Annotated in this window: 29 protein-coding genes; 12 read left to right on the top strand and 17 right to left on the bottom strand. The window is 52.7% G+C overall.

Features of this window, described 5'->3' with window-relative positions:
* Positions 1-15: 15 nt before the first annotated feature.
* The 7 genes from cheA to otsB all read right to left on the bottom strand — a co-directional run bounded on the left by cheA (position 16) and on the right by otsB (position 8,255).
* On the bottom strand, positions 16-1,986 hold the full coding sequence (gene cheA / locus PO881_RS08215) for a chemotaxis protein CheA (RefSeq protein WP_192233597.1): 1,971 nt from the start codon (positions 1,984-1,986) through the stop codon (positions 16-18).
* A gap of 10 nt (positions 1,987-1,996) precedes the next feature.
* Positions 1,997-3,028 (bottom strand): flagellar motor protein MotB, encoded by a 1,032-nt coding sequence (gene motB / locus PO881_RS08210; RefSeq protein WP_192413558.1) that lies wholly within the window; start codon positions 3,026-3,028, stop codon positions 1,997-1,999.
* Positions 3,025-3,912: a flagellar motor stator protein MotA gene (gene motA / locus PO881_RS08205; protein WP_007891047.1), complete on the bottom strand. Its 888-nt coding sequence runs from the start codon at positions 3,910-3,912 to the stop codon at positions 3,025-3,027. The genes motB and motA overlap by 4 nt, the downstream gene beginning before the upstream one ends.
* A gap of 132 nt (positions 3,913-4,044) precedes the next feature.
* The gene (gene flhC / locus PO881_RS08200) at positions 4,045-4,623 is read right to left on the bottom strand and encodes a flagellar transcriptional regulator FlhC (protein ID WP_101760736.1); all 579 of its coding nucleotides are present in this window, start codon (positions 4,621-4,623) and stop codon (positions 4,045-4,047) included.
* Entirely contained in the window at positions 4,623-4,973 is a 351-nt protein-coding gene (flhD, locus tag PO881_RS08195) for a flagellar transcriptional regulator FlhD (RefSeq protein ID WP_008102850.1), read from the bottom strand. The genes flhC and flhD overlap by 1 nt, the downstream gene beginning before the upstream one ends.
* Positions 4,974-6,030: 1,057 nt before the next feature.
* On the bottom strand, positions 6,031-7,470 hold the full coding sequence (gene otsA, locus PO881_RS08190) for an alpha,alpha-trehalose-phosphate synthase (RefSeq protein ID WP_101760737.1): 1,440 nt from the start codon (positions 7,468-7,470) through the stop codon (positions 6,031-6,033).
* On the bottom strand, positions 7,467-8,255 hold the full coding sequence (otsB, locus tag PO881_RS08185; protein ID WP_101760738.1) for a trehalose-phosphatase: 789 nt from the start codon (positions 8,253-8,255) through the stop codon (positions 7,467-7,469). Before otsB ends, otsA begins: the two co-directional genes overlap by 4 nt.
* Positions 8,256-8,797: 542 nt before the next feature.
* Between otsB and PO881_RS08180 the strand changes: the two genes are divergently transcribed.
* The 6 genes from PO881_RS08180 to PO881_RS08155 all read left to right on the top strand — a co-directional run bounded on the left by PO881_RS08180 (position 8,798) and on the right by PO881_RS08155 (position 13,099).
* Positions 8,798-9,088 carry a hypothetical protein gene (locus PO881_RS08180; protein ID WP_101761029.1) on the top strand — a complete coding sequence of 97 codons (291 nt, stop codon included), beginning with the start codon at positions 8,798-8,800 and terminating at the stop codon, positions 9,086-9,088.
* A gap of 161 nt (positions 9,089-9,249) precedes the next feature.
* Positions 9,250-10,401 (top strand): lactaldehyde reductase, encoded by a 1,152-nt coding sequence (gene fucO / locus PO881_RS08175; RefSeq protein WP_110865988.1) that lies wholly within the window; start codon positions 9,250-9,252, stop codon positions 10,399-10,401.
* A gap of 322 nt (positions 10,402-10,723) precedes the next feature.
* Positions 10,724-11,602 carry a manganese catalase family protein gene (locus PO881_RS08170; protein WP_101760741.1) on the top strand — a complete coding sequence of 293 codons (879 nt, stop codon included), beginning with the start codon at positions 10,724-10,726 and terminating at the stop codon, positions 11,600-11,602.
* A gap of 133 nt (positions 11,603-11,735) precedes the next feature.
* Complete coding sequence (locus tag PO881_RS08165; protein WP_101761030.1) at positions 11,736-11,933, top strand: hypothetical protein; 198 nt, start codon at positions 11,736-11,738, stop codon at positions 11,931-11,933.
* A complete protein-coding gene (locus PO881_RS08160; protein WP_101760742.1) occupies positions 11,934-12,743 on the top strand; it encodes a hypothetical protein in 810 nt (269 codons plus the stop codon).
* 95 nt (positions 12,744-12,838) lie between these two features.
* Positions 12,839-13,099 (top strand): hypothetical protein, encoded by a 261-nt coding sequence (locus PO881_RS08155; protein ID WP_101761031.1) that lies wholly within the window; start codon positions 12,839-12,841, stop codon positions 13,097-13,099.
* 34 nt (positions 13,100-13,133) lie between these two features.
* Here PO881_RS08155 and PO881_RS08150 read toward each other — a convergent pair whose 3' ends face one another.
* The 4 genes from PO881_RS08150 to PO881_RS08135 all read right to left on the bottom strand — a co-directional run bounded on the left by PO881_RS08150 (position 13,134) and on the right by PO881_RS08135 (position 14,611).
* Positions 13,134-13,400, bottom strand: coding sequence for a biofilm development regulator YmgB/AriR family protein (locus PO881_RS08150; RefSeq protein ID WP_101760743.1), 267 nt, complete (start codon positions 13,398-13,400; stop codon positions 13,134-13,136).
* Between the two features lie 62 nt (positions 13,401-13,462).
* The gene (locus PO881_RS08145; RefSeq protein ID WP_101760744.1) at positions 13,463-13,753 is read right to left on the bottom strand and encodes a hypothetical protein; all 291 of its coding nucleotides are present in this window, start codon (positions 13,751-13,753) and stop codon (positions 13,463-13,465) included.
* 120 nt (positions 13,754-13,873) lie between these two features.
* Positions 13,874-14,119 (bottom strand): regulatory protein YcgZ, encoded by a 246-nt coding sequence (ycgZ, locus tag PO881_RS08140; RefSeq protein ID WP_007891089.1) that lies wholly within the window; start codon positions 14,117-14,119, stop codon positions 13,874-13,876.
* Between the two features lie 213 nt (positions 14,120-14,332).
* The gene (locus tag PO881_RS08135) at positions 14,333-14,611 is read right to left on the bottom strand and encodes a hypothetical protein (protein WP_101760745.1); all 279 of its coding nucleotides are present in this window, start codon (positions 14,609-14,611) and stop codon (positions 14,333-14,335) included.
* Positions 14,612-14,807: 196 nt separating this feature from the next.
* On the opposite strand from PO881_RS08135, the gene PO881_RS08130 reads away from it, so the two are divergent.
* The 3 genes from PO881_RS08130 (at position 14,808) to umuC (ending at position 17,145) form a co-directional block, all read left to right on the top strand.
* A complete protein-coding gene (locus tag PO881_RS08130) occupies positions 14,808-15,320 on the top strand; it encodes a GNAT family N-acetyltransferase (RefSeq protein ID WP_101760746.1) in 513 nt (170 codons plus the stop codon).
* 140 nt (positions 15,321-15,460) lie between these two features.
* The gene (gene umuD, locus PO881_RS08125) at positions 15,461-15,883 is read left to right on the top strand and encodes a translesion error-prone DNA polymerase V autoproteolytic subunit (protein WP_101760747.1); all 423 of its coding nucleotides are present in this window, start codon (positions 15,461-15,463) and stop codon (positions 15,881-15,883) included.
* The gene (umuC, locus tag PO881_RS08120) at positions 15,883-17,145 is read left to right on the top strand and encodes a translesion error-prone DNA polymerase V subunit UmuC (protein WP_110865986.1); all 1,263 of its coding nucleotides are present in this window, start codon (positions 15,883-15,885) and stop codon (positions 17,143-17,145) included. The genes umuD and umuC overlap by 1 nt, the downstream gene beginning before the upstream one ends.
* A 160-nt stretch (positions 17,146-17,305) precedes the next feature.
* Here the strand turns inward: umuC and PO881_RS08115 are convergent, their stop codons facing one another.
* Positions 17,306-17,623, bottom strand: a complete 318-nt coding sequence (locus tag PO881_RS08115; RefSeq protein WP_137385638.1) for a HigA family addiction module antitoxin — start codon at positions 17,621-17,623, stop codon at positions 17,306-17,308.
* On the bottom strand, positions 17,623-17,904 hold the full coding sequence (locus tag PO881_RS08110) for a type II toxin-antitoxin system RelE/ParE family toxin (protein ID WP_280172724.1): 282 nt from the start codon (positions 17,902-17,904) through the stop codon (positions 17,623-17,625). Before PO881_RS08110 ends, PO881_RS08115 begins: the two co-directional genes overlap by 1 nt.
* Before the next feature lie 212 nt (positions 17,905-18,116).
* On the opposite strand from PO881_RS08110, the gene PO881_RS08105 reads away from it, so the two are divergent.
* Positions 18,117-18,368: a hypothetical protein gene (locus PO881_RS08105; protein WP_110865985.1), complete on the top strand. Its 252-nt coding sequence runs from the start codon at positions 18,117-18,119 to the stop codon at positions 18,366-18,368.
* 5 nt (positions 18,369-18,373) lie between these two features.
* Here PO881_RS08105 and PO881_RS08100 read toward each other — a convergent pair whose 3' ends face one another.
* From PO881_RS08100 to PO881_RS08085, 4 genes are all read right to left on the bottom strand, one after another.
* Positions 18,374-19,933, bottom strand: a complete 1,560-nt coding sequence (locus tag PO881_RS08100; protein WP_280172723.1) for a sensor domain-containing diguanylate cyclase — start codon at positions 19,931-19,933, stop codon at positions 18,374-18,376.
* 270 nt (positions 19,934-20,203) lie between these two features.
* Positions 20,204-22,468 carry a catalase HPII gene (gene katE, locus PO881_RS08095; RefSeq protein ID WP_101760751.1) on the bottom strand — a complete coding sequence of 755 codons (2,265 nt, stop codon included), beginning with the start codon at positions 22,466-22,468 and terminating at the stop codon, positions 20,204-20,206.
* 269 nt (positions 22,469-22,737) lie between these two features.
* Positions 22,738-22,962, bottom strand: a complete 225-nt coding sequence (locus PO881_RS08090; RefSeq protein WP_280172722.1) for a hypothetical protein — start codon at positions 22,960-22,962, stop codon at positions 22,738-22,740.
* A 14-nt stretch (positions 22,963-22,976) separates the two neighbouring features.
* A complete protein-coding gene (locus tag PO881_RS08085) occupies positions 22,977-23,870 on the bottom strand; it encodes a glutathione-independent formaldehyde dehydrogenase (protein WP_280172721.1) in 894 nt (297 codons plus the stop codon).
* Between the two features lie 222 nt (positions 23,871-24,092).
* On the opposite strand from PO881_RS08085, the gene PO881_RS08080 reads away from it, so the two are divergent.
* Entirely contained in the window at positions 24,093-24,485 is a 393-nt protein-coding gene (locus tag PO881_RS08080; RefSeq protein WP_137385635.1) for a NirD/YgiW/YdeI family stress tolerance protein, read from the top strand.
* A 190-nt stretch (positions 24,486-24,675) separates the two neighbouring features.
* Entirely contained in the window at positions 24,676-25,290 is a 615-nt protein-coding gene (locus tag PO881_RS08075; protein WP_192413569.1) for a response regulator, read from the top strand.
* Position 25,291: the final 1 nt, after the last annotated feature.

Raw genomic sequence — 25,291 nt, 5'->3', positions numbered from 1 at the left:
CCCTTTCGTTATCTATTACGCTGCGGCACCGGCCACACGCTTTTCACGGTTCAACGATTGCAGTGCTGAGACATCCACAATCAGCGCCACGCTACCATCGCCTAAAATGGTGGCGGCAGAGATGCCCGGCACTTTGCGATAGTTGCTTTCAAGGTTTTTCACTACCACCTGATGCTGACCAATCAGCTGATCGACCAGCAGCGCATAGCGACGGCCTGCGCTTTGCAGAATCACCACAATGCCTTGCGTGGCGTCGGTTTTGGCGTTCTGCACCTCAAACACATTCCACAGTTCTACCAGCGGCAGATATTCGCCACGCACTTCCAGCACGCGCTCGCCACCGGCCAGCGGTTTCAGCTCTTCTGCGGTTGGCTGCAGCGATTCCATTACCGCGTTGAGCGGCAGAATGAACACTTCGTTAGCGACGCGTACCGACATGCCGTCGAGGATCGCCAGCGTCAGCGGCAGCAGGATGCGAATGGTGGTGCCTTTGCCCTGCTTCGAGGAGATTTCGACGTGACCGCCCATTTCCTGAATATTCCGTTTCACCACGTCCATGCCCACGCCACGGCCCGACACATCGGTGACCTGCTCAGCGGTGGAGAAGCCCGGCGCGAAGATCAGCATGCCGACTTCTTCATCGCTCATGCTGTCGCTGACCGGCAGGCCAGACGACAGCGCTTTAGCCAGAATACGTTCGCGGTTCAGACCGGCACCGTCATCGATCACTTCGATGCAGATGTTGCCGCCCTGATGTTCCGCCGACAGCGTCAGGTTGCCGACGGCGGTTTTATTCGCGGCCAGACGTTTTTCCGGGGTTTCGATACCGTGATCGAGGCTGTTACGCACCAGGTGCGTTAACGGGTCGATGATACGTTCAATCAGGCTCTTATCCAGCTCGGTTGAGCTGCCGAGCAGCGTCAGCTCCACTTCTTTGCCCAGCTTGCTGGCCAAATCGCGTACCAGACGCGGGAAGCGGCTGAAGACGTACTCCATCGGCATCATACGAATCGACATCACCGATTCCTGCAGATCGCGGGCGTTACGCTCCAGCTGACCCATGCTGTTCAGCAGGTCGCCGTGCGCCACCGGATCCAGCGCACCGGAGCGCTGTGCCAGCATCGATTGGGTGATCACCAGTTCGCCAACCAGGTTAATTAGCTGGTCAACTTTCTCAACGGCAACACGGATGCTGCTGGATTCGCTGCCTTTGGCCGGTGCGGCGGCACGTTTAGGTTCGCGCTTCACCGCTGGCGTGATATCGGTGACGGTGGCGGTTTGCACCGGTTCAGCAGCCACTTCAGCAACCGGGGCGTCGGCAACGGCCGCCGCGCCTGTAGGGAAGTGAATCTGTGCTTCATCCAGCACAAAACAGAGCACCGCGACGATGTCATCTTTGCCGACGCCATCAATGGTAACGTCTAGCGAATTGGCGCCTTTCACCACGTTGCTGACGGTACCGAGATTGCCGAGCTCCTCCAGCATCAGCTCCGGCTCTTTCTCTTTCAGGTCAACCAGTTGCAGGCGCAGACCTGCGGCCGCAACTGGTGCTGCGATCTCAACCACTTCGGCGACTTTGGGCGCTTCAGGCGCAATGCCTTTCGCTTCCAGTGCCAGCTGACGCAGCGCTTCGCAGATATATTTAAAGCTTTCTGCATTCGGCTCCTGCGCCGTTTTATAGGCATCGAGCTGTTCTTGCATAATATCTTTGGTTTCCAAAAACAGGTTGATGATATCGGTGCTGAGCTGCATCTCGCCGCGGCGCGCACCATCCAGAATGTTTTCCAGGATGTGGGTGGTTTCCTGTAAAACCGTAAAGCCAAACGTACCGGCTCCGCCCTTGATGGAGTGGGCGGCGCGGAAGATGGCATTCAACTGCTCGGAATCGGGCTCCTGGGGATCAAGTCCCAACAGGTGTTGCTCCATATCCGCTAACAGCTCATCGGCTTCATCGAAAAACGTCTGGTAAAAATCGCTGATGTCCATGCTCACGGGATCACCTCGGCTGTGAGGGTTGGTCTGGTGTCACCGCGCTCGCCGTGGGCGTCGCCGCTGCCGCTGGGGCCGTTGCAGCAGCCGGCGCAGCCGGTGTTGCAGTGGAACCTGTTGGAGCAGTCGACGCAGCCGGTACAGCGGGTGCGGTAATGTTGGGAATCATTTGCGCCGGGTCGCTCACCTGAACGGCATCGCTCTCGGCATTCTCTTTTTCAATCGCCGCTTCGGTGTCGTGATTCAACACCAGCAGGCTAATGCGGCGGTTGACTGCATCATTAGCACCACGGTTTTTCAGCTTCATGGTGTCGGCCATACCGACCACACGCAGCATTTTGGCGCCGTCGAGGCCACCAATCACCAGCTCGCGCCGTGAGGCATTGGCACGATCCGCCGACAGTTCCCAGTTGCTGTAGCCACGATCGCCGTTGGCATACTGGAAATCATCGGTGTGACCCGCGAGGCTGATTTTGTTCGGAATATCATTCAGCACCGGCGCGATAGTGCGCAGGATGTCGCGCATGTAAGGCTCCACGTCCGCGCTGCCGGTTTTAAACATCGGGCGGTTCTGGCTATCGATAATCTGAATGCGCAGTCCCTCTTCGACCATGTTGATGATCAAGTGCGGACGCAGCGCTTTCAGACGCGGATCGGCTTCAATCAGCTGGTCGAGCTTTTCACGCAGGCGATTCAGGCGGATCTCCTCCAGCTTCTTCTTCTGCGCATCCATATCGACAATCTTCTTCACTTCACCCTTCTGCTGCGTCGGATCATCGCCGCCGCCGGGGATCGGACTTTCGCTGTCGCTGCTGCGCTGACCGCCGGTCAACGCCACTTTCAGCGGCGTTTTAAAGTATTCCGCAATCTGGACCAACTCTTTGGGGCTGGAGATGGAGAGCAACCACATCACCATAAAGAACGCCATCATCGCCGTCATAAAGTCGGCATAGGCAATCTTCCACGAACCGTGGCTCCCATGGTGACCTTTATGTTTGCGCTTTTTAACCAGCACAATGGGGCGATTGCCTGCTTTCATGAATTCTCATCCGAAGTTTGTTTCGCCGGGTTCTTGGCGTTACGCACGTGCTCTTCCAGCTCCGAGAACGACGGACGTTCGGCGGAGTAAAGCGTTTTACGACCAAATTCCACTGCGATTTGCGGTGCGTAACCGTTGAGGCTGGAGAGCAACGTCACCTTCACGCACTGCATCATCTTGGTGGTTTCGGCACATTTCTGACGCAGCACCGACGCCAGCGGAGAGATAAAACCGTAGGCCAGCAAAATCCCGAGGAAAGTACCGACCATCGCGTGCGCCACTAACGCACCCAGTTCGGCCGCCGGACGATCGGCTGACGCCAGTGCGTGCACCACGCCCATTACCGCCGCGACAATACCGAAAGCCGGTAAGCCATCACCCACCGCCGAGATACTTTGCGCGGGGACTTCACACTCGTGCTCGTAGGTCTCAATCTCTTCATCCATCAACGCTTCAATTTCGAAGGCGTTCATATTTCCGCTGACCATCAAACGCAAATAATCGGTAATAAAATCGACTAACTGTTTATCGGACAAAATACGCGGATAGTTAGCGAAAATTTCACTCTGGCTGGGATCTTCAATGTCACGTTCTAATGACAACATGCCTTGCTGACGGGATTTCGCCATCAGGCGATAAAGCAGCGCCATTAAATCCATGTATACGGCTTTGTTATATTTCGAGCCGCGCATTAACAATGGCAGCGCTTTTAATGTTTTCTTAATCGATTTGCCATTATTGCCGACTAAAAAGGCACCAATACCGGCACCGCCGATAATGATCAGCTCCGCCGGTTGATAAAGCGCGCCTAAATGTCCGCCGACCATCGCGTAGCCGCCCAACACGGAGCCGACGACCACGATATAACCCAGAATTATCAGCACAAAAAATCCTTACGTCCGTAACGTGTTGATGGAAGTTAAGCCAGAGAGCCGCAGGTGTTATTCGTTGATCGCAGGCAAAAAAAAAGCAGCGGTATTAACCGCTGCTGGATGTTTTCCACGATGCGAACAAACTTAAACGGCGCGTTTAACCTGTTCATCCAGCAGTTGTGGAAAGGTATCGGCAGAATCTGCAGAAAGTTTACGTCTTTTTACGGCACGTGATGGCGGCTGGCACAGGCTGCAGACAAAGCTGCCGATGGGCTGATGAGCGTGGTTAATAAAGCTGCCACCACAGCACTTACAGTCAGACAGTTCCAGCATGCCACTTTCAACGAATCGCACCAGGGTCCATGCACGCGTTAGCGCCAACAGCGGGCCCTCGTCCGATTGCGGACACTGCTCAAGATACAAGCGATAAGCTTTGATTACCGCTTCAACGCCACTGTTCAAGCCGGTTTTCAGCAAGAACTGCCAGGCGTTACAGAACATAGAAGAGTGGATATTTTGTTCCCAGGTCATGAACCAATCGGTAGAGAATGGCAGCATACCTTTCGGTGGTGGCGCACCACGCAACTCTTTATAGAGTTTAATCAGGCGACCACGGCTCAGCTGAGTTTCACTCTCCAGCATTTGCAGTCGTGCGCCCAATGTAATCAGCTCCATGGCCAGCTGAATATCACGCGCTTCCTGAACAATACTTTTTTCGCTCATTAAACGGCCCTCTTCTTCGCAGAGACGTCATCTTTAGACGCATTTCGCAGGAGACGGCTGGATAATAAAATACCGGTGTGGATTTGCTGTAAGTCATCCACACGTGACTCTTGAGTCAGGCGATTAATATGGTTGTGATCGGTAAATCGGAACTGGCAAACCAGTTGGTTGGTTTCCGCTAATTTTACCATCTCAGGTAAAGTTAATTGCGACAATGCATCAGCCATCGATTCATCGATGCCTAAACGAAACATTGCTGAAGCTTTTTCCTGGTTAATTAAACGCTGAGCAAGAAGCAAATATGACAGATTGATGTCATATATATGTTTTAGTAATTCTGATGTACCCATTTTTTTCCATCCTGATAGACGCGACACATATACGGCCACAGAATTAAATTGTTCTATGGTTCGGGCTGCTGGTTGGTAAATCTAAAGATGGCAAAAAATAATCAGGCTTGAGCCAACGTGCTCCTGACTGTTGCACTTTTCGTCAGGACACTGATCTGTAGTAATCAAAACTCCAGGCCATTCTTTGCTTGAGTTGTAACCATCTTCCGTGACGTCTGCTTACAGTTTTTTAAGACTAATCTGAAAACAAGGCAAATCTATATTGTCTGATTTCGACATACAACGTGAGTGGCGCGAAATTTTAGATAAAGTGTGATCTACGTCACACTTTTAAGGCAAATTTTTTCTCTAAACCTTCAGCAGCGCTTTTCTGTTGTCCATTTTTTGCGCGATTTCTGATTATTTCCTTAATATTTTGCTGAAGTAATGCGGATTTTAGGCTGTGCGGAAGATTGTCATTACAACGCGATCAGTTATCTGCTCTATGGCAATCAGGGTGCTATAACACGCCATATAAAGGATTATATGCAGCATAATACTCTAAATTAGCATGAAACTATTCGCTTCTAAATTAATCACTTACAGGGAATATTGCCCATGTGCCGTAAAGCGAGACGCTAGCGAAGCGTGAAGTCTGGGCGCAGAGCGCCAGGGAACTGTTAGTGGATTGTAGGGAGTGTTTAGCGCACGGCAGGGGATGTAACAGGGCGTTACATTAGAGAAATGAATGAATAGGCATTTTTCGGTTTGCTCCACGATAACTATCGGCGCACCACCTGAGATCTTTAGGGTTGCGAGGAAAAAAAGCTCTTTTTGCCTTTCGTTTGTGTGCTTTTTAACCAAATCGTGCGCTTTTTGCTGATGAGTCAGCGCATTAGCGCTTTAAGAAATGAAATCGATTTCGTGAAGTTACAGTGGCGCGTGAAAACGCTGTGCAGCGGAGCGTAAATTCAAAGAGGCGCGATAAATCGCGCCGCTACGGAAGTGTGCAATAAGTGAGCAAAGCACCCAATGTTAGCATTTACCGTAGCGGCGCAATGTATTGTGCAATTAAGCGTTACGCTAATTTCGGAAAGGTAGCGACTTTATTTACCGTACCGTGATCATCACTGCGTACCGGCAAAGTATTTAAATCTTTCAGGAAGCTTTCACGCCAGTGTGAAATATCCTGTTTGCGCAACACCGCCATCATGTCGTTATAACGCGAGATACGTTCGGTACGCGGCATGGTCAACGCGCGATCGAGCGCCGCCGCCACGTCATCACGATCGTACGGATTGACGATCAGCGCGGAAGTCAGCTCATTGGCCGCACCAGCAAAGCGGGACAACACCAACACGCCAGGGTTATCCGGGTCCTGCGCTGCTACATACTCTTTCGCCACCAGATTCATGCCGTCACGCAGCGGCGTAATCAAGCCGACGTTGGTGAGACGGAAGATCTTCATTAACAGACGACGATCAAAGTGCTGATTGAGGTAATAGAGCGGCGTCCAGCCCAGCGTGCCGTATTTACCGTTGATGCGCCCCGCTTCCGTTTCCAGCTGGTGACGGATGTCCTGATAAGCCTGCACATCGCCGCGCGAGGTGGGCGCAATTTGCGAGTAGCGAATTTTGCCGCGGTGCTGCGGGAAATTCTCCAGCAGGGCTTCGAAGGCCAGGAAACGCTCCGGCAATCCTTTAGAGTAATCCAGGCGCTCACAGGCAATGATATTCTGCAGATCGCCCAAATCGCGTTTCATCGCCGCCATTTTCGGTGGCAGCGGTCCTTCCGCCATCTCTTTAATGGTGTCTGGCTCAATACCAATCGGATAGACCTCAGTCATAAAGGTGTTACCGAAGGCACGATGCTTCTTCTCTCCTTTATTCTGCAGCTGCGTCAGCTGGCTCAGGCTATCAAGGAAAGCTACGCGGTCAGATTCTGTCTGGAAGCCCAGCAGATCGTAGTCGCACAGCATCTCCAGCAGCTCCTGATGCGGCGGCAGAGCATTGAAGATCTCTGGCGTCGGGAACGGGATATGCAGGAAGAATCCGATGCGGTTATTAATGCCCTGCTTGCGCAGCTCGGCGGCAAACGGCAGCAGATGATAATCGTGGATCCACAGAATATCGTCGGGCTTCAGCAGCGGTTTAAGGCGCTGCGCCAGCAAAGTATTGACGCGGCAGTAGCCATCCCAGGCTTCGCGCTGATACTGCACCAGATCGAGGCGATAGTGGAACGCCGGCCAAATCACGGTATTGGAGAACTGGAGATAATATTGATCATAATCGTTTTGATTAAGCGGCAGTGACGCGTAGGTGATGCCGTCTTTTTCGATCTGCGTAAGTTCTTCATCCTCTTCTTCACCCGAGAATTCGCTGATCTCTCCGTTCCAGCCAAACCATAATCCACCGGTATCTCGCAGTGCATCTAAAATACCGACAGCAAGCCCGCCTGCGCTGGCCTTGCTACCATCGGGGATCGCGATACGGTTAGATACGACGACTAAACGACTCATAACCTAAACTCCTTACCAACATTGTCATGTTCTAGTTGTAATAATAGTTGTTCAAGCCAGTGCCATACGGCCTCAACGCTGTTGAGGCGATAGCGTGCATGGCTGGCCCCTTCACCGACTTTGACAGAGATCCCCTGCATGGCATTTACCACGAGGAATCCTTTTTCATCTGTCAGGTCGTCTCCCACAAATACCGGAATGCGTCCGGCAAAGGGTGCTTCCTGCATAAACTCACGTACGGCAGCGCCTTTATCGATGCCTTGCGGCTTCAGTTCCACCACGCATTTACCTGGCTGAAGCGCCAGCTCGGGAAAGCGTGCAACGGCGTCTTCGGCCAGCTGCATAATGGCGTTTTCGTACTGCGGCGCATTGCGATAGTGAAGCGCAAATGCCATGCCTTTCACTTCTAATAGCGTATCGGGCCACTGATCCAGCGTCTGCTGCAGTTCAGTTTGCAGTGTTTGCGCAATATCCCCCGGCAAGCTGTGGCGATGCACGCGGCCCGCCGCATCGCGGCGTTCTGCACCGTGCACGCCCGCGGCGGGGGCTTCGAGTGGCGCGACTAAGGCGTCGAGTTGCGCAATCGGACGGCCGGAAACCAGCGCTAAGGCGCCGTGGCTAAGATTGGAAATGTGTTGCAGCAGCTGGCGTACCGGAGCGGGAATGGAGACCGACTCGGGCTGCGACTGAATCGCTGCCAGCGTGCCGTCGACATCAAAAAAGAAGGCGTAGAGTCCGCCACTTAATGACGGCAAGGTGCTGTTGTGATTAACCGCGGAGGTCACGACTCTTCTCCTGTCTTGTGGAATTTGTCATTACAGGATGTTCGGAGGCTGGCTGGGTGATCGAGGCGGTTACTACCGCATAAGTGTGTGCGAGGAGGTTTTGCAGATAACACGGAATTTCGATAGATAACTCTCCACAAACAAACATCATTTAAACTCACTCGCCAGGCTGACTGCGAACATCGTCAGAATTAAGTGTAGACGCAGATCACGATATTGCCAGATACGCGCGGCCTGGCTATAGGATAAGTGGCCGTTTTAGGCCTTATGCCGCAAAAGAATTGCCTCAGCGCTTTTTCAGCCGCTTCGCTTATTTTTTTAGCGTTGATGGCGCCCTTCTCCCGCCTCAATTCCCGGATTATGCCGACTTGCATCCGCCGCGAGGATTATCATATGGTGCGTTTACCGTGCGGCTACAGCGCGGAAATAGCGCCCTGATCGGCATTGATCATGGCTGTTAGACCCATTCAGGCAGGAATCCGGATGATGGAAAACCGATCGACATCACATTTTTCACTTGTCGCGGCAGGTGAGCGAAGATGATCCCGCAAAGCTACAGCCAACGCGTTCACTTCTATTACTGCATTCTGGTCGCCCTGAAAATCAACGCCAAAACGAAGAAGTCTGGCGGCGTGCGCGGCAAGAATAACTTCCTGCTGAAATGGCTGCGTAATGCGCAGAACAACACCATTTTCCCGCCGGATATCACCAGCGAGATTGAGTGGCTGCGCGCCAAGATCATCAGCTCCGGGCCCGACACCGACCTGGAACCGATGCTGCAATATGTTTACGACACGGCGAAGCGTGCCGAGACGATGCGTTTAGGATCATGATTCCTTCCATTTATTCGACTCAATGGAAACCGCGATTTTATTGAGGCAACGCAATATCTGTATCGTCATTACCACGTAAATCTGGATACGGTTAAATCTTCTTATCTTGATGAATTTAATCGAAAAAACTTAAATCTGGCATCTACGTGAAGGTAATTAATATGATTAACAGAATGATCCTCAATGAGACCGCCTATTTCGGTGCGGGCGCGATTAATTCTATTGTCGATGAGATTCACAAACGCGGTTTTAACAAAGCGTTGGTGGTGACCGACAAGGATTTGATCAAGTTTTCTGTCGCCACCCGCATCACCGATCTGCTGGCGCAGCACGACCTCAGTTTCGCCATCTATGATGAGGTGATCCCCAATCCTACCGTTGAGGTGGTGCATGCGGGCGTCGAGGCTTTTCGTCGTTCGGGTGCCGATTATCTGATCGCGGTGGGCGGCGGCTCGCCGCAGGATACCTGTAAAGCCATCGGCATGATGATTGCCAATCCCGAGTTCAGTGACGTGCGCATGCTGGAAGGCGGCGCCGCCACGCGCAATCCCTCCGTACCGATCATTGCGGTGCCTACTACTTCCGGCACCGCAGCGGAAGTGACCATCAATTACGTCATCACCGATGAAGAGAAGAAGCGCAAGTTCGTCTGCTACGACCCGCACGATATCCCGGCGATTGCCATTATCGATCCCGACATGATGGCCAGCATGCCCGCCAGCCTGAAAGCGGCGACCGGCGTCGATGCGCTGACGCACGCCATTGAAGGCTACATCACGCGCGGCGCGTGGGAACTGACCGACATGTTCCACCTCAAAGCGATTGAAATTATTGGCCGCTCGCTGCGTGATTCGGTTAAAGGCGTGCCTGCGGGCGTGGCGGATATGGCGCTCGGTCAGTACATCGCCGGAATGGGCTTCTCGAATGTTGGCTTGGGTCTGGTGCACGGTATGGCGCATCCGCTGGGCGCGTTTTATGGCACGCCGCACGGCATCGCCAATGCGGTTCTGCTGCCGCATATCATGGCGTTCAATGCCGAGCATACCGGCGAGAAGTACCGCGATATCGCCCATGCGCTGGGCATGGAAGGTGCCTATAGCTGTTCATTAGCCGATGCCCGTGCGCTGGCCATTGATGCGGTGATCACCCTAAACCACGATATCGGTATTCCGCTCAGACTGCGTGATATCGGCATGCAGGAGCAGGATGTGGATGCGCTTGCCACCGCAGCTTTCGCCGATGTGTGTACGCCGGGCAATCCGCGGGAGTGCAGCGTGACGATGATCGCTGCGCTGTATCGTGAGTTGTTCTGATTAGGCGTTAACCAGGTCACCATTAATGGCGACCGACGTGTTTTGTAGGTGCGCATTTATGCGCACCAGAACGACGCGCTTATTTAATTCATGCCAACATTCACCCTTTAAAATAATATTTATCTCGCGGCTTAAAATAAAATTAATTTAACCCGGTGCGCTTGCAGCAATGGGATGCCCGCTTAGTATTAATGAGGCGGCATGCAGTTGATGAGTACAAGGCTAAATTCACTCCTTCCCTCCTCCATTTCTTATCGTTATTTATTTTTAAACATCAGAATTAATTCCCTTTCTCCGTTTATTTTATTTTTTGAGGTGAGCTATGTTTCGACACGTAAAGCAGTTGCAATATACCGTGCGCGTTAATGCGCCCAATCCCGGTCTGGCCAATTTATTACTCGAGCAGTTTGGTGGTCCGCAGGGCGAATTAGCCGCTGCGATGCGCTATTTCATGCAGGGCTTAAGTGATGAAGATGCGGGTCGTCGCGAGATGCTGATGGATATCGCGACTGAAGAGTTGAGCCATCTGGAAATTATCGGTTCGCTGGTTGGCATGCTGAATAAAGGTGCCAAAGGCGAACTGGCGGAAGGCAGCGAAGAGCAAGGCGATCTTTATCGCTCCATCACCGGCGCGGGCAATGACAGCCATCTGACATCGATTCTGTACGGCGGCGGCCCGGCATTAACCAACTCCGCGGGCGTGCCCTGGACAGCGGCTTACATTGATACCATTGGCGAAGTGACAGCGGATCTGCGCTCCAACATCGCGGCCGAAGCGCGCGCCAAAATCCTCTACGAACGCCTGATCAACCTCACCGATGACGTGGGCGTGAAAGATGCGCTAGGCTTCCTGATGACGCGCGAAGTGGCGCATCAGCTGTCGTTTGAAAAAGCGCTCTACTCCATCCACAACAACTTCCCACCGGGCAAACTGCCGCCGATCGAGAAGTATGCGCACACCTACTACAACATGTCTCAAGGTGACGATATTCGCGGTAGCTGGAATTCGGATGAGAACTTCGACTATGTCGCCGACCCGCAGCCCGCAGTGGATGGCGGTGATGGCTCCGCCAGCGTGACGCTGCCGTCAAAACAGCTGAGCGATCTGGATACGCTGGCAACACGCACCGCTTCACAGCCCGATACCAATCCGATTACCGGCGCGGAACCCGGCAGTAAAACGCCGCTTACCAATCAGTAATTATCACAGGTCGCCCTAAACGGCGACCTGGCAGATTAATCCGGAAAACGCCCTTTCATTTCAGTTACGCGGCTGGGTTGTTGAGGGATGTGCCATAGTTGACGCTGGCATAAATAATAAGGATGGCTTGATGATGTTTGGTTTTTTAACTTCCCTGTTCGGTAGCCCGGAGTCATTAGTGCAAGTCATGACGCGCCAGGACATTCAGGAATCGATCGAGGAAGGCGACAGAATTATTATTGATGAAGATGGTAACGCTTCGGTTAATGCGTTGAGTCCTGAAGTGCAGCGCGATTTTGCCCATCATGTCAGCACATTAAAGGATATTTAAATGGGCACGGCGATATTTATGGTGATGATGGTTTGCGGCTATTGGTATACCAGCCGCGACATGTCGAGCCGTTTAAAAATTAAGCGTTCCTTTGGCTGGGATGTCTATTTTCTCATTGCGCTGTATGGCTGCATATTTGTGCTGCAAGGCGTGCTGGCAACCGCGATTATCTGGCTGATTCTGCTGGCCGCATCGGGCGTGAACAATGCGTTTGCGCTGACCTCGGCGGAGAATGTGCACTGGAACGTCGATTTCATGACGTGGAGCTTTTTAGGCATTCAGGCGCCGGTGGTGCTGATGCTGGCCTTTGCCATCCTGTTCTGTATGTATCGCTCCAACTGGGCGGTCAGCGCCCGGCTCAACGCCGGTGGACGCAAGGAGTTGTATCAACGCCTTTCCCGCTCCAACGGCATTGAACAGTTGCTATTGCAATGTATGGAAGAAGGCGAGCTGGCGTGGGTCACACTGAAATCGCGCCGTATCTATATCGGCATGATTCACGCGGCGACCTTTGAATATCCAAACACTGCCAACATTGTGTTGATCCCGATGCTGAGCGGCTATCGTGATTCACGCACGCTCAATCTGGCGATCGAGCATAATTACAGTCTGTGGTACCACAATCACAACATTGATTTCTCGTCCGCACCTAAAAGTGCCCTTGAGTTTCGTAAAGTGATTATGGTGCATCAAATAGAGAGTTTGTCGCTGTTTGATCCGGCCAGCGCCAGCGCATTAGCGATGGATAAGCAAAGCGGTAATAAACGCAAGTGGATGCGAAAATCCGCGCCCAAACGCGACTATCCCTGAATTTACTATTCAAAGATGCTGGCTTAATCGTGCAATTGCTTTATGTTGCACGGAGCCAGCAACATTCCATAATAAGTCAAAATAATAAGGGCATCATGATGGACTTTAAAAAGTTCGAGGACACTTTACAACTGTGGGGGAATTTACACTTCACGGGAATTGAACTGCAACAGCGTGATAATAAAAGCGAAATTTACGCGACCGGCACTAATAATCATACCCAAAGCCAGCTGTATATTTGCACGCTTTCAACTGATGTCGCTTCACACGTCCAGTTAAAACAGTTTCGCACCTGGTTGCACAGAATTAATATTGGCAAAGCGAAGCGCCGATTAGCTCTCGCCAGAAAGGATTAATTCATTGTCCCCGCGCGGGGGACAGAGAGGAATATCAGGCGTCGTCAGGCGTGTAACCCACCACAATTTCCAGTGTTTTGCGCAGCACATCAGCTTCAGCATCACCTTCTGCGGTTTCCAGCGCCATAATCAAACAGAGAATAATCGATTTATTACTGACGCGCCCTTCGGTGGCCAGCACGTGGCGGATAACCCTATCCAATACGGCAGCTTCGTTTCTTAACGTACTGTCTGCATTGCGAAAATGCTCTGCCAGTTCGGTGTCAGGCAGTGCAGCGTAGAGGTTGTGATTTTCCGACATGATTCCAGTCCCGTGATTGTATCTACGCTCGAATTTACAATGCCTAAACGCGAGCCAATCAGTCAATGTTTACGATTGTTACCAGACTGTTGGTTGTTACCAAACAGCTGAAGAACGTTGTCGCTTTGCGGCTGCTCTTCGCGCAGCTTTTTTCCCGCCGAAATACTGTTGCGTACATCGGTGATGGCGGCAGTAATCGCTGCACGCTGCTCTTCGTCGTTGCTCTGCTGCTTCATCAGCATCAGCTGATTCAACAGCGCTTGCGTATTGACCGGGCCCGTACGTTGCAACAGCGCCAGCGCCGCTTCGCCAATAATTTCATCGATTATTTTCTGGTGTTCACTTCTATTCATAAAGAATTTTCATAACGAATCTCTGACCGCCGCTTCGCCCCGGTGCGGGGCGAAACCAGTGTGGGAGCGTATTCAGAGTAAAATTTTAATACTTGTACAAGTTTGACGTCTGACTGGCTCTCAGCTTTCACGTTCAAATAACAAGCCAATCAGCTGATGATAGTGATGCTCTTCTTCAGCATTGGCGGCCAGTTCCAGTCTGCGCAGCAGCTTGGTGCATAGCGATTTGCGGTTGAGGTTACGGCCTTCGCGTAAGATTTCAACCACGATCTGACCCAAGGTTTCCTGCTGCGATGGCAGCGACGCTTTGCTGAAATAGTTGGCAATGGCCTCGACTGAACTCGGCGTGTATCCGTTCTGACGCATAATTGACCCCAATAAATGAAAAAGTTAGATCATTTGACCTAAGTAAAGTTGTACAGATAGCAAAAAGCTGTACAAGGAGCTTACTCAAGATATCAGGCAGGTTTTGTTGCAAAAAGTGCTAAGAAGTGTGAATTAGGACAATTAGAAAGCTTTTATTTCCAAATCTGTGCGCTCCGCGCCGAAAGTCATCGACGCGTGAGCCGGTTGGGATGGTCAATTGTCGTCGGCATCGGCCGAAGGCATTCTGACACTGCCTTCCTGGCGACTCAATCCGCGCAATGCTGAATGGACGCGATTATCGCTGCCCGCCGGTTGACGGTGCGTGAGCAACCATTGCTGCGCCTGGGCAATACGCTGCTGCTGTTGACTGTTTTGCTCTTTTCTCGCCATGCGCGCGAGCTCTGCCAGCAGTGAGGAAACGCTGACTTCCTCACGGCGCACCAGTAATGCATAGGCCGCTTCGCCGATAATTTTAGGTTGCGAATCTGACATCTTCTACCTCCTGAGAATATGGGCTTACGCTTGCTTCTCACTCTTCATTATAGATCATCGGCCTGGCGCCTTGTTAACAGACAGCTCTGGTTATCTTGGGTTTTTGTTACTAACACGTTATGGTAACTGCCCTTCGGTGGCCTCTGCTCGCACCGACGACGTGATTAATAACAAGCATTAAGCAAGGAAATCTGGCATGGAGTTCACCATACGCAAAGCCACGGCAGAGGATGCAGAGCTGCTGCACCTGCTGGGCCGCATGACCTACAGTGCGCATTTCAAACATATGTGGGTTTCCGCAGACGAACTGGATGCCTTTATCGACAAGGAATACGGTCTGGCAGAGCTGAATAGCAGCCTCGCGGCGCCCAATGAGAGCTGGCTGATCGCCGAGACCGACAAGCCGATTGGCTTCGCCAAAGTCACCTGGAACACGCCAGTGCCGGATTCCGGCATGAGCGGCGCGTTGCTCAACAAGCTCTACCTCAATCCAGAAGAAACCGGCAAAAACTACGGCCGCTGGATGTTCGAGAGCATCATCAATGAGGCGCGCGACAAGCGTGAAGGCTACCTGTGGCTGGAAGTGTTAGGCGATAACGTGCGTGCACGTAAGTTCTACGAAGCCTTTGGTATGCAGCACATCAAAGACATTCCGTTTATCACCGCTTCACAGCAGAGCACCCTGCAGATCATGGGGATGATGATTTAAGCGCAGCGGCAAGCCCTTTGGCACAAAATAAATTTCCTTTGTTGCCAACTGTTTTGCAAATCATTACGGGTTCTGGCTTGATCAAACTGCCTATTCGACATTACTGTATACATATACAGTGACGATTTGAGATCGCAGCCATGCAGTTTTATCAGCCCGCGGAAATCCGCGCTATTCTCGCCTTACCTTTGTTCATCAGCCGCGTGCCCTGCGGCTTTCCGTCCCCGGCGCAGGACTACGTTGAACAACGTATCGACCTCAACGACTTTTTAGTCGATCACCCCAGTTCAACCTATTTCATTAGAGTCAGCGGTGACTCGATGATCGACATCGGTATTAATGAGGGTGACATGCTGGTGGTGGACAGTTCGCTCAAACCCAAACACGGTGACATTGTGGTGGCTTCGCTTTCCGGCGAGTTCACCGTGAAACAGCTGATGTTACAGCCTTACCTGCATCTCAAACCGATGAATACCGCGCATGCGGTGATCGCCATTCCTGACGCCGATGAGTTCGAAGTCTTCGGCATCGTTAAACACGTGATTAAAACCATAGGCCGCTGATGTTTGCCCTGGTGGATGTGAATTCGTTTTACGCCAGCTGTGAAACGGTGTTTCGCCCGGATCTGCGCGGCAAGCCGATTGTGGTGCTGTCGAATAACGACGGTTGCATTATTTCGCTAAGCAGAGAAGCCAAGGCGCTGGGCATTAAGATGGGCGCGCCCTACTTCAAACATCGGGAAGAGTTGATGCGCCACAAAGTGGTGGTGTTCTCGTCTAACTATGCGTTGTATGGCGATATGTCGCGCCGCGTGATGGAGACGCTGGCGCTGATCTCCACGCGCGTGGATGAGTATTCCATCGACGAAGCCTTCGTTGACGTCACCGGCATCAACGCCTGCATGACATTCGAACAGTTAGGCCGCGACATTCGCGACCGTATTTATCAGGACACCCATTTGCGCGTGGGTGTCGGCATTGCGCCGACCAAAACCCTCGCCAAGCTCGCCAACTGGGCCGCCAAACGCTGGACCAAAGCCGAGAACGTGATGGATCTCTCTTTGCCCCACCGTCAGCGCGAGTTGATGAAACTGGTCAAGGTTGAAGAGGTGTGGGGCGTGGGCCGGCGCTTATCGAAAAAGCTCAACCTGATGGGCATTACCACCGCGCTGCAATTGGCTGAAACCCCGACCGCGCTGATCCGTAAACACTTTGGCGTGGTGCTGGAGCGTACGGTGCGTGAATTATGTGGCGAGTCTTGTCTGGCGTTTGAAGAGGTGATTCCCAACCGGCAAAATATCCTCTGCTCGCGCTCGTTTGGCGATCGCATTACCGAATATCAGGATATGCGCGAGGCCATCGCCAATTACGCGGCGCGTGCCGCAGAGAAGTTACGCAGTGAGCGGCAATATTGCCGTCATATCGGGACGTTTATTCGTACCAGTCCGCACGATCCGCATCATCCTTATTATGCCAATGCGGCCAGCCAAACCTTGATTACGCCCACCGCTGACAGCCGCGATATTATTCAGGCCACGCTCAACTGTTTAGATCGCATCTGGGTGCCCGGTAAGCGTTATATGAAAGGCGGCGTCATGCTGGGCGATTTCTTTAGCGATGGCGTGGCGCAGTTTGATCTGTTTGCGGAATATCAGCCGCGTCACAATAGTGACCAATTAATGGCCCTGATCGACAAGATGAATGCCCACCAGCGCGGTGCGTTATGGTTTGCCGGACAAGGCATTCAGAAACCCTGGTCGATGAAGCGCGAGATGCTGTCCCCGGCCTACACCACCCGGCTGGCGGATCTGCCAGTAGCGAAGTAAGCGCTTCACGCTTGAATTACACGCATGTCAATACACTCTTCAGTCCCTGACACAGCGTCATCACGACCGCAGAACCGGGTTCGTCTAAAGGTGTCTGAACCGACCAAAGAAAAACCGCGCCAGCCAGCGCGGTTTTGTACAGGTAACTGGCGTGGGTGCGTTACTTCGCTGCCCTGTGCGCCTCAGAAGCGGCATTCATACCCGGATGCAGATTGACACCGGAAACGTCCGTGGTTTCTCGTGCCTTGTGCAGGTCACATGCCGCCTGCATTGATAACCACAGGCGCGCCGCAATACCCAGCCCCGCCTCAAGCCGCACCGCCATTTCAGGACTGACCGATGCTTTACCGCTGGCGACTTTACTCAGCGCTGAAGCTGATACGCCAAGCTCTTTCGCCAGTACGCGCAAGCCAATATTGTTATCTTCGATGTATTCGGTGATCAGACCGCCCGGATGCGGGGGATTGAACATTGCCATCAGTGGTAGTCCTCCAGGTTAAGAATATAGGCATCGCCGTCGGTGAATTCGAAGTTGATACGCCAGTTAGCCCTGACCGTTAATGAAAACAGGTTTTTCCTGTCCCCTTTCAGGGGATGAAAACGAAACCCCGGATAGTTTCTGAATTCATCCGTGGAGAGCGCTTCATCAATGACCAGAAGGCGAAGCCGAATGCGTTCTGCGTCCTGCGCCTGGACGCCGCTGATATCACCTTTCTCAAACAACTTTTGTAATCCCTTATGCTTCCAGCTTTTAATCACGTCACGTCTCCGCGTTTCCTGCTGAGAACAGCATATCATATGTTTCTCAACAGGAAACAGGTCTGGCTTTTTATTTTCGCAGCGCGTCACAGACTCAAGCCCTGAGCGGATCTGCCAGTAGCGAAGTAAGCGCTTCACGCTTGAATTACACGCATGCGAATGCGATATTCAGCCCCTGATACGGCCACAGCTTAATAACATCCGGAGAATCTATGGCGAATGAAGAACGCGTAAACGAGCTGGAAGCAACGGTAAACCAGCTGCAGATTGAAGTCGCTGCCTTGCGCGAGTTAATGATTAAGCAGGTGGCGGTAAATAACATCACCTTCAAAGGGAAATATGATGAGGTGATTATTCAACTGGCGAAAGAATATGAAGAGCGCGGCTTAGAGGACGAAAGGAATAGCCAGATGCACGAGGCGCTGCGTCAATATATCAAATACCAGCTGCCCGCCGTGGAATAAGCCAATTACGCTTGCGATTCATCTATATTAATCCCTTTCACATCATCACGCCCTTCACGCTTTGCCCGGTACAAGGCGTGATCGGCGTACTCCAGCAGTTTTACCGCACTGAGGGTGGCAGACGTCGCAGTGGTGGCGCAGCCGGCACTGATCGTCACCCGCCCTTTGGGCGAAGAAATATGCGCAAGCTGCCTGATCCGCACCGCCTCAACCACCCGATGCGCAATCGTCATGCCCTCATCGAATGGGGTATCAGGCAGGATCAGCGCAAACTCCTCGCCGCCATAGCGTGCGGCGATATCGGAGCGCCGCGCCACCACGGCAGCTAATACTTCACCGATCGCTTTCAGGCACTTATCCCCGGCGATATGGCCGTAAGTGTCGTTGTAATGCTTGAAGAAATCGATATCCATCATGATCAGCGTGAGCGGTTTACCGCTGGCGGCGGCGTGGGCTAGCGCTTGATGCAGGAAACGATCAAACTCCCTTCGATTCGCCAGACCGGTTAAACCATCAACGTGCGCGAGTTGATTCAGGGCGAGGTTGGCGCTGTGCAGTTCGTCGCGCAGCTGAGTCAATTCCTGCTGATAGCGCAACACGCTACGCGCCTGACGCAGCTGGAAGACGCCGAGCAGCAAGATGGTCAGCAGCAGGATAATGCTGAGCAGAATATCCTGCGCCCGACGGTTAACCCACACATGGAACAGATCGTCACTGTTGTAACCGGCGGCGACGATAATCGGATAGCGATCGGAACGCGCAAAACCAAAGATCCGCGCCTGGCCATCCAGCACCGATTTCCACTGCCCGCTGCCGCGATCCATTTTCGCCAGCATCTCCTGAAACAGCGGGCTGGCTGAGAGATTTTTGCCGATGTAACTGTCAGGCATCGGACGCGCATACAGCACCGTGCTGTCAGCCAGCATCAACACCAGCACATCGCGCGCACCGAGTTCGTAATAGCTGTAGAAGCGACGGAAAAAATCGACCTTGATGGTGGCCAGCAGCACGCCCTTAAAGCCACCGCTGGCATCACTGACGCGCAGGGAAACGGGGATGACCAAATCACCGGTGCTGCGGCTGTTGATCACCGGGCCGATATGCACGCTGTTGCGCCGGTTATGGCGCTGAAAAGTGAAGTATTCACGATCGGAATTATTGATATTGTTGGGTGCGCGTTGGGCGGAGGTGGCGATCCACTTGCCATCTTGATCGTAGTAGAACAAGCCGTGTAACTGCGGTAAGCGGCGCTGTAATTCGCGCATGGTATTACTCAGGTCAGCGCCCTGAATGCGCGTTGCCAGCTGTAGCTGCAGATCACGCTGTACCTGGCGTAGCGACAGCTCGGTCTGCAGGAAGGTGTCTTCCGCCTGACGCGATTGTGATAACGCCAGATTCATCGCGGATTCCTGGGTCTGACGCACGGTCGCCAGCCAGTCTTCACGCAAGGTCCAGATACTCATACTGGCTACGGTGATCAACAGCAGCAGTCCAGAGAGCACAATGCTTTTCAGTAAACCGCCGTCAGAAGAAACCGGCTTATCCATTTTTCTTTTAAACTGCATGTTGTCCTCTGTCTTCCCCACCAACAGAGTTAAGCAGGTAAACCACGCATCAGTGGACGAATGCGGTTATTTTTCGGGCCATCGATAACTCCTATGACCAGTTGCGAAATATTACTGTAATCTGGTTTCACCACATTGAGTGGCTGCAACACACAGTACGCGTTTACACGATCACTTCGGTATGCATCTCGACCAGCCCGCAACGAGCGGGCTTTTTTTTGCCTAAGATGCAGGGAAAACGGGACGGAGCAATCAACTCCGCCCCGCGCATTAGGCTGCGACGGTCAGCGCTTTTTTGCTGCGCGACCAGACACGATGGGATGCCATGACAGAAAGGAAGTCTGCCATAAAGGTGCCCTCGGCTTTCACATCTTCCACCAGCCCTTCTTCGACCTCATTGTCCTGCACGTTGAACTGCGCCTTAAACCGGCGTGCATCACCGCTCAGACCGATGGCTTTGAGATGCTTATAGGCTTCCAGCAGGAAGTAGCGCGCATCACCGCTCAGCAGCAACGCATCGATATTGCCATCCGGCACAATCACCGCATCAAAGGTCAGCGAAGGAAGACCGGTAAAGGTGGCATCAACCGGCAGCACCGATCCATCATCCGCCAGCACTTGTCCCATGTGCGCTGCCAGAATTTTGGCATGCACGCCCTGCGCTTTCAGCGCCTGCAGAATCGCCAGCACGTCGGCGGCTTTCACACCGTCACTCAGCAGTAACGCCACCTGACGGCCTTTGATATCGCCGCTCGGTTGCGCATACAGACTCAGGCTGTCATCTTTTTTCAGGCCGTTGACATCTTTCGGCGGAACGGTGTTGAGCTGCTCATCACTCAGCTTCAGCCCCAGATTGGTGGCCACAGCCTGCGCCAGCGTGACGTCAATCTGCAGCAGATGATCGACCACGCGTTCGCGGATGTAAGGACGCGCTACCTTGCTAAGCTCAAACGAATAAGCGCCGATGATATGCTGCTGCTCTTCCGCCGTCTGGCTCAGCCAAAACAGCCGTGGCTGCGAGTAATATTCGCCAAACGATGGGCTACGCTCGCGCACCTTGCTGCCTTCCACCCGCTCCTGATAGCTCTCGAATCCGCCCTCTTTTGCCGCTGGCGGCACTTCACGTGGCCAGTTGTTGTTGATGGAGTTCGGTTCGTAGTTGGCCGGATTGGTATCGATTTCCGTGCGATGCATGCCCTGACGCTGGAAATTGTGGTACGGGCAAACCGGACGGTTGATCGGGATCTCATGGAAGTTCGGCCCACCCAAACGGCTGATTTGCGTATCGGTGTAGGAGAACAAACGGCCCTGCAACAGCGGATCGTTGGTGAAATCCAGCCCCGGCACAATGTGGCCCGGATGGAACGCCACCTGTTCGGTCTCGGCAAAGAAGTTGTCCGGATTACGGTTGAGCACCATTTTGCCGACCAGTTCGACCGGCACCAGCTCTTCAGGGATCAGTTTGGTGGCATCGAGAATGTCGAAATCGAATTTGAACTCGTCCTCTTCCGGAATCAGCTGCAGGCCGAGCTCATATTCCGGGAAGTCACCGGCTTCAATCGCTTCCCACAGATCGCGACGGTGGAAATCGGGATCGCGGCCGGTCAGCTTCTGTGCTTCATCCCACAGCAGCGAGGCTTTGCCCGCCACCGGTTTCCAGTGGAAACGCACAAAGGTGGCTTTACCCTCGGCGTTAATCAGGCGGAAAGTATGGATGCCAAAGCCTTCCATGGTGCGATAGCTGCGCGGAATGCCGCGATCCGACATCGCCCAGATGACGTTATGCAGCGTTTCAGGTTGCAGCGACACATAATCCCAGAAGGTGTCGTGCGCGCTCTGCCCCTGCGGGATTTCGTTGTGCGGCTCGGGTTTCACCGCATGCACGAAGTCCGGGAATTTATGCGCATCCTGAATGAAAAACACTGGCGTGTTGTTGCCGACTAAATCAAAAACGCCCTCATCGGTATAGAACTTGGTGGCGAATCCACGGATATCGCGCACGGTGTCAGCCGATCCTGCGCCACCCTGCACGGTGGAGAAACGCACGAAGACGGGTGTGATTTTTTCGGCATCGCTGAGGAAACCTGCTTTGGTCAGTTTTTCCAGCGAGCGGTAGGGCTGGAAATAGCCGTGCGCCGCCGAACCGCGCGCATGAACGATACGCTCAGGAATGCGTTCATGGTCAAAATGCGTGATTTTTTCACGCATGATGAAGTCTTCAAGCAACGTGGGCCCGCGCGAACCGGCACGCAGCGAGTTCTGATCGTTGGCGATGCGGGTGCCCTGATTAGTGGTCAGGTCGGCGTTTTCGCCATTTTTGCGGTACTCATCGAGCTGCTCAAGTTTGCTGTTTTGCGTGGCGGGCGCTTTCAGGCTGCCGGGCGCGGTAGGCTGCTTGCCCGGCGGCGTCGGTTCAGCGGCAGGTTTATGTCCACCGCCTTGCGGTGCTAAATCACCTAATCCTGGCTCAGAGGTTTCTGGCCCTTTATGCGGCGCGGTATGGGTTAAATTCTGTTCTTTTTTATCTTTCGACATGTGACATGCTCCTCCAGTTAAGACCCTATTAACTGTAGAGCATAAAAACATTTATATTTCGTCTGGTTTAGAAATGATGTTTAAAGAGATTAATGAGGAGAATGTAAAGCGAGGATATTTTAACCGAAAGGTAGCTTTAATGGTTTATTAATAAGATTAATCCTGATAAATACCGTTGCGCTTTATTTCAATTATTTTCGCACCCTCCACAGGGTCGCCATTAATGGCGACCAAAAATATCATGCGGCGAAACAGGCGCTATGAATGCGTTAAGGTTTCAAAATCACCTTAGTCCAGCCCGCATCACGATCGTCGAAATGGCGGTACGCTTCGGGGCCTTCGGCCAGCGACAGTCGATGAGAAATAATGCTCGCCGGATGCGCTTTGTCGGTGGCAATCAATCGCGCGAGCTGCCGGTTATAGGCTTTGACGTTGGCCTGGCCGGTACGGATCGACTGCCCTTTAAACCAGAAGCTGCCGAAATCGAACGGCATTTTACCCACTTTGGCTAACTCGCTGGCCGCGCCGGGATCCTGCGGGATAACACGCCCACCACGCCAATGCCGCCGGTGGCTTTGGTGGAGGCGACCAGGCTGTTCATGGTGGCGCTGTTATCTTCGTGTCCATGCTGATTACAACATTGATAACCCACGCATTCACAACCGCAATCCGTGCCGCGTCCATCCGTTAGATCAAGGATTTGCTGCACCGCTGCGTCGCCCACGGCATTGATGCCCGTTGCGCCCATCTGCTCCGCCAGCGCCAGGCGATCGGGGTGCGTATCCACCACAAACACCTGCGACGCGCCTTTGATGATCGCCGAATGCGCGGCCATCAAGCCTACCGGGCCCGCACCGTAGATGGCGACGCTATCGCCCGGTCGCAGGCCTGCCAGTTCGGTCGCATGCCAGCCGGTGGGGAAAATGTCTGACAGCATCACATAATCTTCCTCTTTCTCCACCGCATCCGGTGGCAGCAGCAAACAGTTAAAATCGGCAAACGGCACGCGCAGCAGCTCGGCCTGACCGCCTTCCCACTCACCCATTTCAGCAAAGCCGTAGGCCGCACCTGCGGTGCCGGGGTTGGCGGTCAGACAGAAACCGGTTAACCCTCTCTCACAATTTTCACAGAAACCACAGCCGACGTTGAACGGCATACAAACGTAATCGCCAACCTTAAGTCGCTCGACGCCACTCCCCACTTCCACCACTTCGCCAAGGTTTTCATGACCAAAGATGCGTCCCTGTTCAAAGCTGGTGCGCCCCTCGTACATATGTAAATCGGAACCGCAAATATTGGTGGTGGTAATACGAATAAGCGCATCGGTAGGACGCACAATTTTTGCATCAGGAACATTTTTAACCGAGACATCAAAAGGCCCGTTATAGACGATAGCTTTCATAATTTATTTTCCTGAGTGGCGAGCACTCTTAATTCGAATGAGCAGATAAGCACGGCGCTAATTTAACGTCGCGCTTAGCCAAAGAAATAAAAACCGCGTCTACATACCCTGGCATAAATAAGTCAGTTGTGCTTTTTTCAATTACCGCTGCGTTTGTCGTGCAGTCGCGCATATTTGTGCCAGACTTAACATCGTGTCAGCAGGAAAATCTATGGAGAGCGTATGAAACAGGTTGTTTTAGCTTCAGTAATCATGATGTTCAGCGTTGGCGTGAGCGCAGCGGAAGGCGGATACCAATCAGGTGAAACAGCACCGCCGCAGAAGAATCAGGATGCCGGTTATAAAGGATCGGAAGACACCGCACAAACCCCGATTTCACGTATTCGTGATTTCCGTCAGGGCGGCTATGTCACGCTCGAAGGCCATATTATTGAAAAGCTGAAAGGTGATAGCTACAAATTCCGCGATGATACCGGCACGATTATCATTAATGCTGAGAAGCCGGCCTTCAAAGAGAAAACCTATTCAGCCAGTGATAAAGTCCGCGTGAGTGGAAAAGTGTATGGGCGTGGCGAACAAACCACCTTGAGGGTATCGCGGATTGATGAACCTTAAGGTTACGCATTTATTACCTTAAGAATAGCGGGTGAGTGCATGGCTTTTCATCCTCACCCTTTTTAGGCCTAACAGCGCAGCAGATAATCACATTCACATATACGTTTTTCGCCATTCCTACAGCACTATTTTGCGGGTATATTAGCGCGCATGTAGTGAATAGAACTCGTAAGAGTCTGAATGAGTTTTTATGGATAGAACGATTTATATTGTTGACGATGACCCCGCTGTCATCAACGCGCTGCAAAATCTGCTGAGCTCAGAAGGCTACCTGATTTCGACCTTTACCTCCCCCGCTGAATTTTTACATCAGCCGCATTACCGCACCCCGAGCTGTTTAATTGTCGATATGAATATGCCGGGCCTCGACGGCTTTGATGTCTCGCACGACCTCACCGCACGCGGATACACCATTCCCACCATTTTCCTCACCGGCTTTGGCACCATTCCTCTGACGGTCCGCGCGATGAAGGCCGGCGCCTTTGAGTTTCTCACCAAGCCGGTGATGCCGGATGACCTGATACAAGTGGTATCCGCTGCCATGGCGCTGGCCGAAAAAAGCGCAGCACTCGCACAGGAAAGAGTTGTACTCACCGGGCGTTATCACTCTTTAACGCCACGGGAAATGGAATTGATGCTGCTTGTCATTCGCGGTTTATTAAATAAGCAGATTGCCGCCGAAATGGGCATCAGTGAAATTACGGCAAAAGTGCATAAACGCCGCGTAATGGAAAAAATGGCGGTGCGTTCAGTATCAGAATTAGTCAGAGCCGCTGAGAAACTTCATTTACTGCAAGATGAATAAC

Source organism: Pantoea sp. SS70 (assembly GCF_029866845.1).
GTDB classification, from domain to species: Bacteria; Pseudomonadota; Gammaproteobacteria; order Enterobacterales; family Enterobacteriaceae; genus Pantoea; species Pantoea leporis.
Note: the sequence above shows the minus strand (reverse complement) of the source record. Positions and strands in the feature narration are given on the sequence as shown.

Bases quoted from the DNA above. Each gene is read 5' to 3' on its own strand.
- cheA (WP_192233597.1), bottom strand. From the start codon at position 1,986: ATGGACATCAGCGATTTTTACCAGACGTTTTTCGATGAAGCCGATGAG.
- motB (WP_192413558.1), bottom strand. From the start codon at position 3,028: ATGAAAGCAGGCAATCGCCCCATTGTGCTGGTTAAAAAGCGCAAACAT.
- flhC (WP_101760736.1), bottom strand. From the start codon at position 4,623: ATGAGCGAAAAAAGTATTGTTCAGGAAGCGCGTGATATTCAGCTGGCC.
- flhD (WP_008102850.1), bottom strand. From the start codon at position 4,973: ATGGGTACATCAGAATTACTAAAACATATATATGACATCAATCTGTCA.
- otsA (WP_101760737.1), bottom strand. From the start codon at position 7,470: ATGAGTCGTTTAGTCGTCGTATCTAACCGTATCGCGATCCCCGATGGT.
- fucO (WP_110865988.1), top strand. From the start codon at position 9,250: ATGATTAACAGAATGATCCTCAATGAGACCGCCTATTTCGGTGCGGGC.
- PO881_RS08170 (WP_101760741.1), top strand. From the start codon at position 10,724: ATGTTTCGACACGTAAAGCAGTTGCAATATACCGTGCGCGTTAATGCG.
- PO881_RS08165 (WP_101761030.1), top strand. From the start codon at position 11,736: ATGTTTGGTTTTTTAACTTCCCTGTTCGGTAGCCCGGAGTCATTAGTG.
- PO881_RS08160 (WP_101760742.1), top strand. From the start codon at position 11,934: ATGGGCACGGCGATATTTATGGTGATGATGGTTTGCGGCTATTGGTAT.
- PO881_RS08155 (WP_101761031.1), top strand. From the start codon at position 12,839: ATGATGGACTTTAAAAAGTTCGAGGACACTTTACAACTGTGGGGGAAT.
- PO881_RS08150 (WP_101760743.1), bottom strand. From the start codon at position 13,400: ATGTCGGAAAATCACAACCTCTACGCTGCACTGCCTGACACCGAACTG.
- PO881_RS08145 (WP_101760744.1), bottom strand. From the start codon at position 13,753: ATGAATAGAAGTGAACACCAGAAAATAATCGATGAAATTATTGGCGAA.
- ycgZ (WP_007891089.1), bottom strand. From the start codon at position 14,119: ATGCGTCAGAACGGATACACGCCGAGTTCAGTCGAGGCCATTGCCAAC.
- PO881_RS08135 (WP_101760745.1), bottom strand. From the start codon at position 14,611: ATGTCAGATTCGCAACCTAAAATTATCGGCGAAGCGGCCTATGCATTA.
- PO881_RS08130 (WP_101760746.1), top strand. From the start codon at position 14,808: ATGGAGTTCACCATACGCAAAGCCACGGCAGAGGATGCAGAGCTGCTG.
- umuD (WP_101760747.1), top strand. From the start codon at position 15,461: ATGCAGTTTTATCAGCCCGCGGAAATCCGCGCTATTCTCGCCTTACCT.
- umuC (WP_110865986.1), top strand. From the start codon at position 15,883: ATGTTTGCCCTGGTGGATGTGAATTCGTTTTACGCCAGCTGTGAAACG.
- PO881_RS08115 (WP_137385638.1), bottom strand. From the start codon at position 17,623: ATGGCAATGTTCAATCCCCCGCATCCGGGCGGTCTGATCACCGAATAC.
- PO881_RS08105 (WP_110865985.1), top strand. From the start codon at position 18,117: ATGGCGAATGAAGAACGCGTAAACGAGCTGGAAGCAACGGTAAACCAG.
- PO881_RS08100 (WP_280172723.1), bottom strand. From the start codon at position 19,933: ATGCAGTTTAAAAGAAAAATGGATAAGCCGGTTTCTTCTGACGGCGGT.
- katE (WP_101760751.1), bottom strand. From the start codon at position 22,468: ATGTCGAAAGATAAAAAAGAACAGAATTTAACCCATACCGCGCCGCAT.
- PO881_RS08090 (WP_280172722.1), bottom strand. From the start codon at position 22,962: ATGCCGTTCGATTTCGGCAGCTTCTGGTTTAAAGGGCAGTCGATCCGT.
- PO881_RS08085 (WP_280172721.1), bottom strand. From the start codon at position 23,870: ATGAAAGCTATCGTCTATAACGGGCCTTTTGATGTCTCGGTTAAAAAT.
- PO881_RS08080 (WP_137385635.1), top strand. From the start codon at position 24,093: ATGAAACAGGTTGTTTTAGCTTCAGTAATCATGATGTTCAGCGTTGGC.
- PO881_RS08075 (WP_192413569.1), top strand. From the start codon at position 24,676: ATGGATAGAACGATTTATATTGTTGACGATGACCCCGCTGTCATCAAC.